A 13,938-nucleotide genomic window follows, 5' to 3' on the forward strand; every position below is an offset into this window, starting at 1 on the left:
TCTCAGGAAAAGGTCTTAGTTGGTGGAGACCTCTTCATTCGGCCGCTTCCAGCACGAAGGTAGTCCGCAAGTCGTGCCCGGCATTCCCAGCGGGTTCTCGAAGTTAGCTATCGATTGAGGGGGAGGACTCACGCAGAGTCCCCGTGTGGACCCCCACCCCTAACCCCTCCCCGCAAGGGGGAGGGGAGCTCACCGGCGTCGTGGCGTCGCGATCGCTTTATAAGAAGCTAATGCTCACCCCGCCTTCATCAGCCCTTCCTTCGTCAGTGCCTCCTGCACCTTCGGCCGGGCCGCCACGCGGTTCTTGTAGGCCACCAGGTTCGGCATCGCCGAGAGATCGAACTTCATGCGCTCGGCCCAGGTCAGGATCGTGAACAGATAGCCGTCGGCGACGGTGAACTGGCTGCCCATCAGATAGTCGCGGCCGGCGAGCTGGCTGTCGATGTACTTGAACTTGCTCATCACCCGGTCCTTGAAGAACGCCTTGGCCTCGTCGGCGAGCACTGGCGAGAACATCGGACCGAAATTCTTGTGCAGCTCGGACGTGATGAAGTTCAGCCACTCCAGCAGCTTGTAGCGCTCGCCGCTGTCGCGCGCCGGCGCTAATCCCTTGTCCTTGGCCTGGTCGGCGATCATCTGGACGATGACCGGTCCCTCTGTCACGATTTCGCCGCTCGGCAGCCCCAGGGCGGGCACCTGGCCCTTCGGATTGACCTTGAGATAATCGTCGCCATTTTCCAGGGTCTTGGCGCGCAAATCGACCTTGACGAGGTCGTAGGGCAGGCCGGCCTCGAGCAGGGCGATATGGGGCGAGAGCGAGCAGGCGCCGGGTGAATAATAAAGCTTCATCTTGTATTCCCTCCGTGAGACCTTTTTTTGCTGGAACCGACCGGGCGTACCACCCGCCCTTACATGCAGGTGCATGGAATAGTCAAGATTGATGCAGCTGCATCGAATGCGCTAGAACGAGGACCTGAGGATACGAGCCGGCCCATGAAACGCAAACCATCGACCGAGGCGACCGCCGCCTGGATCCGCCTGATGCGGGTCCAGAGCCGGGTGCTGGACTGCGTCGAGCAGGAGCTCAAGAAGGCCGGTTTCCCCCCGCTCGCGTGGTATGATGCGCTTCTCGAGCTGTCGCGGGCCCCCTCGGGCGAGTTGCGTCCGGTCGAGCTGGAGCGGCAGATGCTGATCCCGCAATATTCGACCTCGCGGCTGATCGACCGCTTGGTCGACGAAGGTCTGGTCATCAGGCGCGAATGCAAGATGGACAAGCGGGGCCAGTTCGTGGAGATCACCGAGGCCGGCCGCGAGTTGCAGAAGCGGATGTGGTCGGCCTATTCGGCGGCGATCGAGAAGCATGTCGGCTCCAAGCTGTCGGATGCGGATGCTGCCAAGCTCTGCACGCTGCTCGACCGGCTCGGCTGCTCCTGCGGGCAGGCCGCGCCCCTGGCGGCCGGAGAGGGCGCGTCGACCCGATGAAGCATTGGCACTCATTCACAGCCGCGGCCCCAAGGGGTCCGCGGCCCGTCCTGTCACCACGCGCGACCGTCGAAGCGCTTCTGAACCGAGACTCCCATGGCGCGTGACCAGATCGATATGACCCCGCTGCAGTCGCGCGACGAGCTCGTGGCGTGGCTGGAAGCCGGCGTGAAGCCGCCGTCGGCATTCCGCATCGGCACCGAGCACGAGAAGACGCCGTTCACGCTCGACGGTCACCGCCCCGTGCCGTACGAGGGCGCGCGCGGCATCGGCGCGCTGCTCGAGGGCATGAAGCTGCTGCTCGGCTGGGAGCCGATCATGGAGCGCGGCAACATCATCGGGCTGTATGACGTCACCGGCGGCGGCGCGATCTCGCTGGAGCCGGGCGGCCAGTTCGAACTCTCCGGCGCGCCGGTCGAGACCGTGCACCAGACCCAGAGCGAGCTGATGGCGCATCTGGCGCAGGTGCGCGAGATCGCGACCCCGCTCGGCATCGGCTTCCTCGGCCTCGGCATGACGCCGTCCTGGACGCGCGAGGAAATCCCCGTGATGCCCAAGGGCCGCTACAAGATCATGCGCGGCTACATGCCGAAGGTCGGCCGCTATGGCCTCGACATGATGTTCCGGACCTGCACGGTGCAGACCAATCTCGACTTCTCCTCCGAAGCCGACATGATCAAGAAGCTGCGTGTCTCGGTGGCGTTGCAGCCGATCGCGACCGCGCTGTTCGCCAACTCGCCGTTCACCGAGGGCAAGCCGAACGGCTATCTCTCGTTCCGTTCGGAGATCTGGCGCGACACCGACAATCAGCGCGCGGGCATGATCCCCTGGGCGTTCGAGGACGGCATGGGCTTCGAGCGCTGGGTCGACTACGCGCTCGACGTACCGATGTATTTCGTCAAGCGCGAGGAAAACTACATCGACGTCTCCGGCACGTCGTTCCGGGATTTCTTCGACGGCAAGAACCCGGCGATGCCGGGCGAGCGTCCGACGCTGTCGGACTGGGCCAATCATCTCTCCACCGCGTTTCCCGAGGTGCGGTTGAAGCGCTATCTCGAAATGCGCGGCGCCGACGGCGTGCCGTGGGGCCGCCTGCCGGCGCTGCCGGCATTCTGGGTTGGCCTGCTCTATGACGACACCACCCTCGACGCCGCATGGGACCTGGTCAAGGACTGGACGGCGTTCGAGCGCCAGAACCTGCGCGACGACGTGCCCCGCCTCGGCTTCAAGGCCCGCATCCGCAATCGCTATGTGTTCGAGGTCGCCAAGGAGTGCCTGACCCTGGCGCATCACGGCCTGCGCCGGCGCAACCGCGTCGACCATCTCGGCCGCGACGAGAGCCGCTATCTCGAGCCACTCGACCAGATCATCGCGTCGGGCCGTTCGCCCGCCGAGGAGATGCTGGAGAAGTACAATGGTCCCTGGCACGGCTCGATCGAGCCCGCCTATGACGAATATGCGTTCTGATCATCCGCGATTGCGGTGAGCATCGCGACGCGCGGCTGTCTCGTTGGCCGCACCTGCGCCGGGTTCCGCTGCGCGCAGCCAGCGCGGCACCTGATGACTATTTTGTTTCGTGATGTGTCCTGCGTCCGTTTTGGCCGCTCTCTGCCGCGGCTTCGCCTTTGGCTGTTCCGATCGGCCGGACCTGTTCATCCGCCATACAGGTTCGTGGCCATCAAATGACGGTCCAAGAACACGCCAGAAAAACTCGAACGTTAACAATGGGTCCAATGGTTCAGCGGCGTCGCGCGGGGCGTCTCATCGGGGCATGGCTGCGGGCATTCGCGTGCCTGCTCGCCGTTGCTTGCCTGACATCCGCCGAGGCCCAGACCTATTCGGACCGCCCCGGCGGCGACTACATGAGCGCGCCGATCGCCTCCGGCGATCCCGCCGACTGCGCGCTGTTGTGCGAGCACGACCGGCGCTGCCGTGCCTGGAGCTTCAACTATCCGACCGTGATGGAAGCGGGCGCGGTGTGCTGGTTGAAGAACAGTGTGCCGGCGCGGGTGCCCGACAATTGCTGCGTCTCCGGAGTGCGCGGTGCCGGCGTCGTCGAGGTCCGCAACGATGCGGTGGAGACCTCGATCGATCGTCCCGGCGGCGATTATCGCAGCTTCGACATCAAGACCACCGATCTGAAGGGCGGCGACAAGGCCGAGAAGGCTGCCGACAAGGGCGGCGACAAGGCGAGCGACAAGGCGGCTGACAAGAAGGATGAGAAGGCCGCCGACGCCGAGGAGATCTGCAAGGCCGCCTGCACCGGCGACAACAAGTGCCGCGCCTGGACGTTTGCGCGGCCGGGCTATGCCGGCAAGGAGGCGCACTGCTTCCTGAAGAAGGAGATCAAGCCGCCGCGGCGCCGGGCCGGATTCACGTCCGGCGTTGTTCGCTGAAGCCGCGGATCCCAACTCCGGATTTTTCTCGGTCGGCAGGTAACATTGCAGCGGTTCTGCGCGTACTGGGTTGCGGCTCCGGAGGCTTTCACCGCCGGCTGTCAGTCGCAACGCAGAAATCGGGGTTCGCCATGACGTTTTCGCGCAAGTTCTTTGCCGCCGCAGCTGTCGCTACCACTGTCGCCGTTGCCGGGCTCGGGCAGGCGTTCGCCGTCGACACCACGCCCTATTCGGACGCCGCCTTCAAGGCCGCGCAGACCGCCGGGCAGCCGATTCTGATCGAGATCCATGCCGGCTGGTGCCCGACCTGCAAGGCGCAGAAGCCGATCATCGACAAGCTCGCGGCCGAGCCGAAGTTCAAGGAGCTGAAGATCTTCCGCGTCGATTTCGACGACCAGAAGCCGGTGGTGAAAGGCTTTGGCGCGCAGATGCAGTCGACCTTGATCGTCTTCAAGGGCGCGAGCGAGACCGGCCGCTCCGTCGGCGACACCAAGGAAGCCTCGATTTCCGCGCTGCTCGACAAGAGCCTGTAACGCGCCATGGTCGCGCTGGCGCTGGCCTTCGTGGCCGGCCTGCTCTCGATCCTGTCGCCCTGCGTGCTGCCGCTGGTGCCGATCGTGCTCGGCGCGGCGGCCTCAGCGCATTCGCGCGGTGCGCTCGCGCTCGCCGCGGGCCTTGCGGTGTCGTTCACCGCCATCGGCCTGTTCATCGCGCTCGCCGGCAATGGCTTGGGTCTGGATGCCGGCGCGTTCCGCGTGGTCGCGGCTGTGCTCATGCTGGTGATCGGCATCGTGCTCCTGGTACCGGCCTGGCAGGCGCAGCTGGCCGTCGCCGGCGGTCCGGTCCAGCGCTGGGCTGACCAGCACTCGCAGGGTTTCGCGGGGTCAGGTGCGGGCGGTCAGTTCATGATCGGGCTGCTGCTCGGCTCGGTCTGGTCGCCCTGTGTGGGGCCGACGCTGGGTGCTGCGTCGCTGCTGGCCTCGCAGGGGCACGACCTCGTTCGCGTGACCGTCACGATGCTGGCGTTCGGGCTTGGCGCCGGCCTGCCCCTGGTCGCGCTTGGAATGGTGTCGCGAAGCACCACGATGCGGCTACGGGAGCGGCTGCTGTCCGCCGGCAAGCTCGGCAAGATGCTGATGGGTGCGGCGTTCGTGGTCGTCGCGATTGCGATCCTCAGCGGCGCAGACAAGCAGCTCGAGGCGTGGCTGGTCGCGATCTCGCCGGCGTGGCTGACGGAGTTGACGACGTCGATCTAGCGAGCGCGGGGCAACTGCCGTGCGACACCCGCGGTGTCATTCCGGGGCGGGCCGCACAGCGGCACGAGCCCGGAATCCATCGGGCCGCGCGCACTGACGATCAATGGATTCCGGGTTCGCGCTCCGCGCGCCCCGGAATGACGCGTGGAGAGAGCTGTTGCGCCGCGCACCGCAACGGTTCGATCATTCGTCAGGGGCGATCACCTTGAGCTCCGGCCACAACGCCTTCCAGCGCGCCGCCTTGGCGGTGTAGTTCGCCACCGAGAAATTGGCCGTGGAGTTCGGCCGGACTATCATCCGATCGATGTCGTCGAGGCCCTTCGGCGCATAGACTTCGTATCTGTCGCCGACAGCGCGAATCCCGACTTGCGTGTTGGCGGTGAGAAAGCGGTCGATGCCGTCGGTCGATCGTGTCAAAGGCGGGTAGGGGCGGCCGTGCTTGGCGGGATACCAGAGATGGACACGTGCCTGGTTGCGCACTTCCACCTTTGCCGCGACGCCAGCCAGTTCTGACGCGAAGCGCCGGATCACCGCGTCTTCTGCATCCCATGACGTATCCGGATCGAAATAGAACACGTCGTAGTCGAGAATGCCATGGTCGACGGCGCGTCCCGTCCGCACGTTCCAGACCGTCTGCACGAGGCATCCCGAGACGAGCCACGCATCCGGCAATGCCGTCGCGCGCAGCACATCGATGATCGCCGCGTTGACCGGATTACGAAGCGCTGACGTGACGAAGTCGTCTTCGATCATGTCCGTTGATAGCATGCAAATACCGTCCGCTCACGCGAACATTGCCGTAGTCATTTAATCGATGTGGGAAACAAAAAGCCTCAACAGCCATCTAGCGCAGCGACGGCTTTCCTTGACGCCAGCGCCCGCCACTGTCGCCGCAGCAGCGGCTCCACGTCGGCGCGCCCCGCCTTCGAGAGCCGCAGCAGCACGATCGGATAGTCGCGGTAGTGATCGGTAAAGTAGAACAGCTCTGGCCGGCTCTCGACCAGCATCGCGCGCTCGTCCGGCGGCACGCCGGGGAGGACGAGGCTGTCGCCGTCCTCCTTCAGCCGCGCCAGCATCTTCTTGCGTACCTTCAGCGCCGGTGTCCCATAGGACGTGCCGTCCTCGACCTCCGGCCATGCCAGCGCGAGTGCCCTGACATCGTCGAAGGTCACTGCCGCCTCTCAGCGCACCGCGGTGAAGAAGCGATCGAGCCGGAAGCCGGACAGCCAGGACCAGACCGGCTGGTTCTTGAAGCCGAGATCCCAGGAGCCGACCACGGCATCGGCGCGGCCGACGAGGTTGTCGATCGGCAGCAGGCCGACGCCGCCGTCGCGCAGCGAGACGCGGCTGTCGGCGGAGTTGTCTCTGTTATCACCGAGCACGAACAGCTTGCCGGGCGGGACGGTGACCTCCGGCGTGTTGTCGAGCCGGCCGTTGTCGCGCATCTTGAAGATCAGATGCGAGACGCCGTTCGGCAGCGTCTCGACGTAGCGATAGGCCGGCTCATTGCGGCCGCTGTCGTCCTCCGCATCGCCGATGCCGTCCGGCTTGAGCTGGGCGGCCTGACCGTTGATGTAGAGCTGGCCCTGGCGCATCTGGATGCGGTCGCCGGGCAGGCCGACGACGCGCTTGACCCAGGCCTGCGAGGTGTCGCCCGGCCAGCGGAATACGACGACGTCGCCGCGCTTCGGCGTCTCGCCGAACAGCCGGCCCGTCTCAGGCAAGGTGATCTGCATCGGCAGCGACGAGGTGCCGTAGCCGTAGGGGAATTTGGAGGCGAGCAGTGCATCGCCGATGAGGAGCGTCGGCTCCATCGAGCCCGAGGGCACGTAGAACGGCTCGGCGATCGCGCCCTTGGCGAGGAACACGACCGCGACCACAGCAGCGAGCTGCGCGATCTGCCCGCCCCACGTCGCCTCCTTGCGTGGGGCTTTGGTGCTGACCTTGCCCGTGGACATCTTGTCGAGGCTCATCGGCCCGTGCCTCCCACCGTGATGCGATCCATGCGAAGCGTCGGCTGTCCGACGCCGACCGGCACGCCCTGGCCGTTCTTGCCGCAGGTGCCGATGCCCGTGTCGAGCGCGAGATCGTTGCCGATCATGCTGATGCGATTGAGGTCGGTCGGGCCGTTGCCGATCAGCATCGCGCCCTTCACCGGCGCACCGACCTTGCCGTTCTCGATCTTGTAGGCCTCGGTGCACTGGAACACGTATTTGCCCGAGGTGATGTCGACCTGGCCACCGCCAAAATTCACGGCGTAGATGCCGTTCTTCACGGAAGCAATGATCTCGGCCGGGTCGCGCTCACCGGCCAGCATGTAGGTGTTGGTCATGCGCGGCATCGGCACATGCGCATAGCCCTGGCGGCGGCCGTTGCCGGTCGGCGCCATGTTCATCAGGCGCGCGTTCTGGCGGTCCTGCATGTAGCCGACGAGAATGCCGTCCTCGATCAGCACGGTGCGGCTGGTCGGCGTGCCTTCGTCGTCGATCGACAGCGAGCCGCGGCGCGAGGCCATGGTGCCGTCATCGACAACCGTCACGCCCTTGGCGGCGACCGGCTTGCCCATCAGGCCGGCGAAGGCCGATGTCTTCTTGCGGTTGAAGTCGCCTTCGAGGCCGTGGCCTACGGCTTCATGCAGCATCACGCCGGGCCAGCCGGCCCCGAGCACGACGTCCATCTCGCCGGCGGGGGCGGGGACGGATTCGAGATTGACCAGCGCCTCGCGCAGCGCGCCGTCGGCGGCCTCGCGCCACGCCTTGGTCTCGATGAAGCGCGCATAGGCCTCGCGGCCGCCATAGCCCTTGCTGCCGCTCTCCTGGCGGTCGCCCTGGCCGGCGACGACGGAGACGTTGACGCGCACCAGCGGGCGAATGTCGCGGTAGCTCTCGCCGTCGGGCCGGAGGATTTCGACCACCTGCCAGGTCGCGCCCAGGCTCACCGTCACCTGGCGCACGCGCGGATCCTTGTCGCGCAGATAGGCGTCGATCTCGCCGAGCAGCTTGACCTTGCTCTCGAACCCCGGCGCGTCGAGCGGATTGTCGTCGGCGTAGAGCCGGACATTGGTGTGCGGCGGCGGGCTCGCGAACGTCCCGGAATAGCCGCCGCGCACGGCGCTCACCGCGTCCGCCGCGCGCATCAGCGCCGGCAGCGAGACGTCGGAGGAATGGGCGTAGCCGACCGCATCATCCTTCACCGCGCGCAGGCCAAAGCCCTGGCTGGTGTCGTAGGTCGCCTGCTTGAGCCGGCCGCTGTCGAAGGTCAGCGCCTCGGTCTGGCTGTATTCGAAGAACAATTCACCGTCATCGGCGCCGGCCAGGCCGCGCGCGACCTCGCTCCGGACCGCATCACGATCCAGATTGGCGCGCTCGAGCAGGGAGGTGGTTGGAGCTGTCATGGGTCAATCCGTTGTCGGAGCGTTCATTCCAAGATAGTTGTTTTGACGCCGGGGCGCGAGGGGCAGGATGATTACCGAACTGACATGGTTGAGATCGTTCCCATTACGGCCGCTCACATCGAGAGCTTCCATCGCACGCTGGACTGCGTCGCGCGCGAGCGCCGCTATTTGTCCTTCGTGCAGGCGCCGCCGCTGGAGTCGACGCGCGCCTTCATTCTGAACAACATCCACGAAGGGTACCCGCAATTCGTCGCTCTCTCGGCCGGGGAGGTCGTCGGCTGGTGCGATGTGACGCCCAAATCGGGGCCAATCGATGCCCGGGTCGGGGTGCTCGGCATGGGCCTTTTGCCGCAGTTCCGACACCAGGGCCTCGGACGTCGGCTGATGGACGCGTCCCTGGAGGCGGCGCGGGCGGCAGGCTTCTCGCGCGTCGAGCTCACCGTCTATCGCGGCAACACCAATGCGATCCGGCTGTACCAGAAGGCCGGCTTCCTCCTCAAAGCCGTGCAGCCGCGGGAAGCCGGCAATGACGGCTTCGACCGCACATTACTGGTCATGGCCTTGGCGCTGGATGCGCGCGGCTGACGCGGCGCGCAGGCCGGTCCGACGGCGGTCTGATCACGTCAATGTGCGAGGCTGTGATGTCAAGCTGGCGCAACGTCAGGGCAGCTTGTCGAATCCGTCGGCAAGGCCGTTGAGGCTCAGCGGAAATCCGATGCCTTCTTCCGGCGTCTCGAAGATGATGAAGGTCGCCGTCTTCGCGGTCTTCAGCTGACCCAGCAGCTTGTCCTCCAGCACCACCTCGGCGACGCAGCCGTTAGGCAGGCAGCGCACGAAACCGGCGCGGCCGACATCCTGATTGTCGAGCTTCAGCCCGAGGCCGGACGGCAGCAGCACGCCGAGCGGCGCGACCACGCGCATCAGCCGGCTCTTCTGGTCCGCGGTCTTCAGCATGATCACCGTGAGGCCGGCATTGGAACGGTCCTCGGCGACCACGCTCTGGATCAGCGCGCACTGCTCGGCCTGCGCACCCGGCGGGGTGTCGCAGCGGATCTGCCAGTCGCCATGCACCGAGCGCACCGCGCCCTGCGCATGCGCCGCGTGCGGCATGTTGATTGCAGTCGCCAGCGCCAATGCGACGGCCGCGACACCGGCCATGGCAGCGACGCGCGTGGTGAGTCGCGCGCGCACCGCGCTGAATCGGCACAAACCGCGCGAGTCATTCGCAGCTGGGGTCGACATGTCAGCTGTCCTGTCCGTTGAAACCCTGAGCCGGGTCGGCGCCATGACAATTTCCTGTGGGTGATCTGCGCATCCGACGCCATGATACGGCAATGATGGCGTCATGAGGACAGCGCCAGCAGCGTACGGCACGAAACGATACGAAATAAGGCCGCACCCCTGGTGCAGGACCGCTGCGTCTCGCCGAATCAGCGCCGCAAACGACCATGGCCCGTTGCCTACATCGCGCCGCACGGCTGTCAAGCGCCCGTTGTCCGCGAAACCACGGGCTGCGGCAATTTCTCGGAAAAATCGATGGGCCGTCACCGAGAGCATCGCACGCGATATCCGGCTTAAGACTGCATTGCGATAGGTCAAGAATTATGGTTTGAGAAGAAAGATTTCGTCATTCCAGTGAACTGGCCCAGGTGCTTTTCTGAAGCGTCCGCCCGAAGGCCAATTGTCAGGAGAGCGGATCGACGGCGTGCCGCGTGAATCGCGCGGTGCGCTGAGGGGGAAAGTTCTGAAGGGAGCGCGACGACATGAAGATGTCGAAAGGCCAATTGGGCGCCTGCTTGCTGAAGTTGGCTGTGACGGGCATGACGCTCGTGTCGGGTGGATCGGCGTTTGCTGAAACGGGGCAGCCGGCGCCTTGGGAGTACAAGCTGCAGGAAGCCGCGACGCCGGTGATGGAGAACATCACCTGGTTCCATGGGCTGCTGCTGACGATCATCACCATCATCACGCTGTTCGTGCTGGCGCTGCTGGTCGCCGTGGTCGTGAAGTTCAATGCGCGCGCCAATCCGGTGCCGTCGCGCACCACGCACAACACGCTGCTCGAAGTGGCGTGGACGCTGATCCCGGTGCTGATCCTCGTCACCATCGCGGTGCCGTCGTTCCGCCTGCTGTTCCTCGAGCTGGACGTGCCGAAGGCCGATCTGACCATCAAGGCCACCGGCAAGCAGTGGTACTGGAGCTACGCCTATCCCGATAACGGCAAGTTCGAGTTCGACTCGCTGATGGCGCAGGACAAGAAGCCGCGCCTGCTCGCCGTCGACAACGAGATGGTCGTGCCGGTCAACAAGGTGATTCGTGTCCAGACCACCGGCGCCGACGTCATCCATTCGTTCGCGGTGCCGTCCTTCGGCATCAAGATCGACGCCATTCCCGGCCGTCTCAACGAGACCTGGTTCAAGGCGACCAAGGTCGGCATGTATTACGGTCAGTGCTCCGAGCTGTGCGGCAAGGACCATGCCTACATGCCGATCGCCGTGCGTGTCGTGAGCGACCAGGAATTCACCGCCTGGGTCGAGGACGCCAAGAAGAAGTACGCCAGCGCGCCCACGAGCACCTACGCCTCTGCTGCGGGCGTGTCGCAGTAACGCGGGGACGAACGCTTAAAAGATTGAGGGCCGCTTCAGGCGGCGGCCCACGGGGACACTGAGGATTGGACAATGGCGACGAACGTAGCGACCCACACCGGCCATGACGATCACGCGCACGACCATCCGACCGGATGGCGGCGCTGGGTCTATTCGACCAACCACAAAGACATCGGCACGATGTATCTGATCTTCGCGGTGTGCGCCGGCATCATCGGCCTCGCCATGTCGGTCGCGATCCGCATCGAGCTGATGTATCCGGGCGTGCAGCTCTTCCACGAGAACCACACCTACAACGTGTTCGTGACCTCGCACGGCCTGATCATGATCTTCTTCATGGTCATGCCGGCGATGATCGGCGGCTTCGGCAACTGGATGGTGCCGCTGATGATCGGCGCGCCGGACATGGCGTTCCCGCGCATGAACAACATCTCGTTCTGGCTGCTGCCCGCCTCGTTCGCGCTGCTGTTGACCTCGACCTTCGTCGAGGGCGAGCCCGGCGCCAACGGCGTCGGCGCCGGCTGGACGATGTACGTGCCGCTGTCGACCTCGGGCCATCCGGGACCGGCGGTGGACTTCGCGATCCTGTCGCTGCATCTCGCCGGTGCGTCGTCGATCCTCGGCTCGATCAACTTCATCACGACGATCTTCAACATGCGCGCGCCGGGCATGACCCTGCACAAGATGCCGCTGTTCGTGTGGTCGATCCTGGTGACGGTGTTCCTGCTCCTGCTGTCGCTGCCGGTGCTCGCCGGCGCCATCACCATGATGCTGACCGACCGCAATTTCGGCACCACCTTCTTCGATCCGGCCGGCGGCGGCGACCCGCTGCTGTTCCAGCACTTGTTCTGGTTCTTCGGCCATCCGGAAGTGTACATCCTGATCCTGCCCGGCTTCGGCATGATCAGCCAGATCGTCTCGACCTTCTCGCGCAAGCCCGTGTTCGGCTATCTCGGCATGGCCTACGCCATGGTCGCGATCGGCGGCATCGGCTTCGTGGTCTGGGCGCACCACATGTACACGGTCGGCATGTCCTCGGCGACGCAGGCCTATTTCGTCGCGGCGACGATGGTGATCGCGGTTCCGACGGGCGTGAAGATCTTCTCCTGGATCGCCACGATGTGGGGCGGCTCGATCGAGTTCCGCGCGCCGATGCTGTGGGCCGTGGGCTTCATCTTTCTGTTCACCGTCGGCGGCGTCACCGGCGTGGTGCTGGCCAATGCCGGCGTCGACCGCGTGCTGCAGGACACCTACTACGTCGTCGCGCACTTCCACTACGTGCTGTCGCTCGGCGCCGTGTTCGCGATCTTCGCGGGCTGGTACTACTGGTTCCCGAAGATGTTCGGCTACATGTACAACGAGGGCATCGCGAAGGCGCACTTCTGGGTCACCTTCATCGGCGTGAACCTGGTGTTCTTCCCGCAGCACTTCCTCGGCCTCTCGGGCATGCCGCGCCGCTACATCGACTATCCGGATGCCTATGCCGGCTGGAACCTGGTGTCGTCGGTCGGCTCGTACATCTCGGCCTTCGGCGTGCTGATCTTCATCCACGGCGTGGTCGATGCCTTCATGCGCAAGCAGCAGGCGGCGGCCAATCCGTGGGGACCGGGCGCGACCACGCTGGAATGGACCTTGTCGTCGCCACCGCCGTTCCACCAGTTCGAGGTGCTGCCGAAGGTGCAGTAAGCCCCGACGGCCTCCGATGCGGCGCCGCTTCGGCGCCGCATCGATATCTGCCAGCCGACGCGCCCCTGGGCGGACCCCTTGGGCGTAGCGGCCGGATCTCCGAAGCCAACGTGCTGACCTGCGCTGCCGCGCAAGAGTCCGGCGCCCTTTGAATTGAAGTCTGGATTCGTCGTGTCGGTCATTGATCAGAACGCCATCGCCGTCGACCCGCGGATTTCCGAGGCCGATGTTGGCGATTATCTCGCGCTCCTGAAGCCGCGGGTGATGTCGCTCGTGATCTTCACGGCGCTGATCGGCCTCCTGATCGCGCCCGGCCATTTTCACCCCGTGCTCGCGATCACCTCGCTGCTGTGCATCGCCGTCGGCGCCGGCGCGTCGGGCGCGCTGAACATGGCGCTGGAAGGCGACATCGACTCGCTGATGTCGCGCACCGCCAACCGCCCGATCCCGCGGGGACGCGTGACCCGCCAGGAGGCGCTGGCGTTCGGAATCACGCTGTCGTTCTTCTCGGTGCTGACGCTCGGCATCCTCGTCAACTGGTTCGCCGGCGCGCTGCTCGCCTTCACCATCTTCTTCTATGTCGTGATCTACACGCTGTGGCTGAAGCGCTGGACGGCGCAGAACATCGTGATCGGCGGCGCCGCCGGCGCGCTGCCGCCGGTGGTGGCCTGGGCCGCGGCGACCGGATCGGTTGCGCCGGAGCCGCTCTGGCTGTTCCTGATCATCTTCTTCTGGACCCCGCCGCATTTCTGGGCCCTGGCGCTGTTCCGCACCGACGATTACGCCCGCGCCGGCGTGCCGATGCTGCCCGTGGTCGCCGGTCCGGATGCGACCCGGCTGCAGATCCTTCTCTACACCATCGTGCTGGTGGCGATCGCCGCCGCGCCGTGGCCGCTCGGCTATTTCGACGCCGTCTACGGTGTCGTCTCGCTCGCGCTCGGCACCGGCATGCTGTGGCTCGCCATCGAGGTGTTCCGCAAGCGTGAGCGCAGCCAATCGCTGCGCGCCAACCGCAAGCTGTTCGGCTTCTCGATCCTGTATCTGTTCGCGCTGTTCGCGACGCTCGGGCTCGAGGCCGTGGCGCGGATGATCGCGCCGCTGATCTGGTAAGGGGGCGCGGG

15 protein-coding genes are annotated in these 13,938 nt (G+C 65.5%); 9 read left to right on the forward strand and 6 right to left on the reverse strand.

What is annotated here, in order from left to right; all coding sequences use genetic code 11:
- Positions 1-234: 234 nt before the first annotated feature.
- Complete coding sequence (gene gstA / locus BRAO375_RS08325; RefSeq protein WP_009027018.1) at positions 235-849, reverse strand: glutathione transferase GstA; 615 nt, start codon at positions 847-849, stop codon at positions 235-237.
- Positions 850-993: 144 nt separating this feature from the next.
- On the opposite strand from gstA, the gene BRAO375_RS08330 reads away from it, so the two are divergent.
- The 5 genes from BRAO375_RS08330 to BRAO375_RS08350 all read left to right on the forward strand — a co-directional run bounded on the left by BRAO375_RS08330 (position 994) and on the right by BRAO375_RS08350 (position 5,134).
- Positions 994-1,482, forward strand: coding sequence for a MarR family winged helix-turn-helix transcriptional regulator (locus BRAO375_RS08330; protein ID WP_009027019.1), 489 nt, complete (start codon positions 994-996; stop codon positions 1,480-1,482).
- 96 nt (positions 1,483-1,578) lie between these two features.
- On the forward strand, positions 1,579-2,949 hold the full coding sequence (locus BRAO375_RS08335; protein ID WP_009027020.1) for a glutamate--cysteine ligase: 1,371 nt from the start codon (positions 1,579-1,581) through the stop codon (positions 2,947-2,949).
- A 266-nt stretch (positions 2,950-3,215) separates the two neighbouring features.
- On the forward strand, positions 3,216-3,878 hold the full coding sequence (locus BRAO375_RS08340; protein ID WP_009027021.1) for a PAN domain-containing protein: 663 nt from the start codon (positions 3,216-3,218) through the stop codon (positions 3,876-3,878).
- A 131-nt stretch (positions 3,879-4,009) separates the two neighbouring features.
- On the forward strand, positions 4,010-4,411 hold the full coding sequence (locus BRAO375_RS08345) for a thioredoxin family protein (protein ID WP_009027022.1): 402 nt from the start codon (positions 4,010-4,012) through the stop codon (positions 4,409-4,411).
- Positions 4,412-4,417: 6 nt separating this feature from the next.
- Positions 4,418-5,134: a cytochrome c biogenesis CcdA family protein gene (locus tag BRAO375_RS08350; protein WP_009027023.1), complete on the forward strand. Its 717-nt coding sequence runs from the start codon at positions 4,418-4,420 to the stop codon at positions 5,132-5,134.
- Between the two features lie 183 nt (positions 5,135-5,317).
- Here BRAO375_RS08350 and BRAO375_RS08355 read toward each other — a convergent pair whose 3' ends face one another.
- From BRAO375_RS08355 to tldD, 4 genes are all read right to left on the reverse strand, one after another.
- Positions 5,318-5,887: a nucleotidyltransferase family protein gene (locus BRAO375_RS08355; RefSeq protein ID WP_009027024.1), complete on the reverse strand. Its 570-nt coding sequence runs from the start codon at positions 5,885-5,887 to the stop codon at positions 5,318-5,320.
- Positions 5,888-5,967: 80 nt separating this feature from the next.
- Positions 5,968-6,306 (reverse strand): MmcQ/YjbR family DNA-binding protein, encoded by a 339-nt coding sequence (locus BRAO375_RS08360; protein ID WP_009027025.1) that lies wholly within the window; start codon positions 6,304-6,306, stop codon positions 5,968-5,970.
- Positions 6,307-6,315: 9 nt separating this feature from the next.
- Positions 6,316-7,107, reverse strand: coding sequence for a signal peptidase I (gene lepB / locus BRAO375_RS08365; RefSeq protein ID WP_009027026.1), 792 nt, complete (start codon positions 7,105-7,107; stop codon positions 6,316-6,318).
- Positions 7,104-8,528, reverse strand: coding sequence for a metalloprotease TldD (tldD, locus tag BRAO375_RS08370; protein WP_009027027.1), 1,425 nt, complete (start codon positions 8,526-8,528; stop codon positions 7,104-7,106). The genes lepB and tldD overlap by 4 nt, the downstream gene beginning before the upstream one ends.
- An 84-nt stretch (positions 8,529-8,612) precedes the next feature.
- Between tldD and BRAO375_RS08375 the strand changes: the two genes are divergently transcribed.
- Complete coding sequence (locus tag BRAO375_RS08375) at positions 8,613-9,113, forward strand: GNAT family N-acetyltransferase (protein WP_009027028.1); 501 nt, start codon at positions 8,613-8,615, stop codon at positions 9,111-9,113.
- Between the two features lie 75 nt (positions 9,114-9,188).
- Here the strand turns inward: BRAO375_RS08375 and BRAO375_RS08380 are convergent, their stop codons facing one another.
- A complete protein-coding gene (locus tag BRAO375_RS08380) occupies positions 9,189-9,815 on the reverse strand; it encodes an invasion associated locus B family protein (RefSeq protein WP_009027029.1) in 627 nt (208 codons plus the stop codon).
- Between the two features lie 476 nt (positions 9,816-10,291).
- On the opposite strand from BRAO375_RS08380, the gene coxB reads away from it, so the two are divergent.
- The 3 genes from coxB (at position 10,292) to BRAO375_RS08395 (ending at position 13,927) form a co-directional block, all read left to right on the forward strand.
- A complete protein-coding gene (gene coxB, locus BRAO375_RS08385; protein ID WP_009027030.1) occupies positions 10,292-11,131 on the forward strand; it encodes a cytochrome c oxidase subunit II in 840 nt (279 codons plus the stop codon).
- Positions 11,132-11,203: 72 nt separating this feature from the next.
- Complete coding sequence (gene ctaD / locus BRAO375_RS08390; RefSeq protein ID WP_009027031.1) at positions 11,204-12,817, forward strand: cytochrome c oxidase subunit I; 1,614 nt, start codon at positions 11,204-11,206, stop codon at positions 12,815-12,817.
- Between the two features lie 171 nt (positions 12,818-12,988).
- Complete coding sequence (locus BRAO375_RS08395) at positions 12,989-13,927, forward strand: heme o synthase (protein WP_009027032.1); 939 nt, start codon at positions 12,989-12,991, stop codon at positions 13,925-13,927.
- Positions 13,928-13,938 lie beyond the last annotated feature (11 nt).

Origin of the sequence: Bradyrhizobium sp. ORS 375 (assembly GCF_000239775.1) — a bacterium.
Taxonomy (GTDB): domain Bacteria; phylum Pseudomonadota; class Alphaproteobacteria; order Rhizobiales; family Xanthobacteraceae; genus Bradyrhizobium.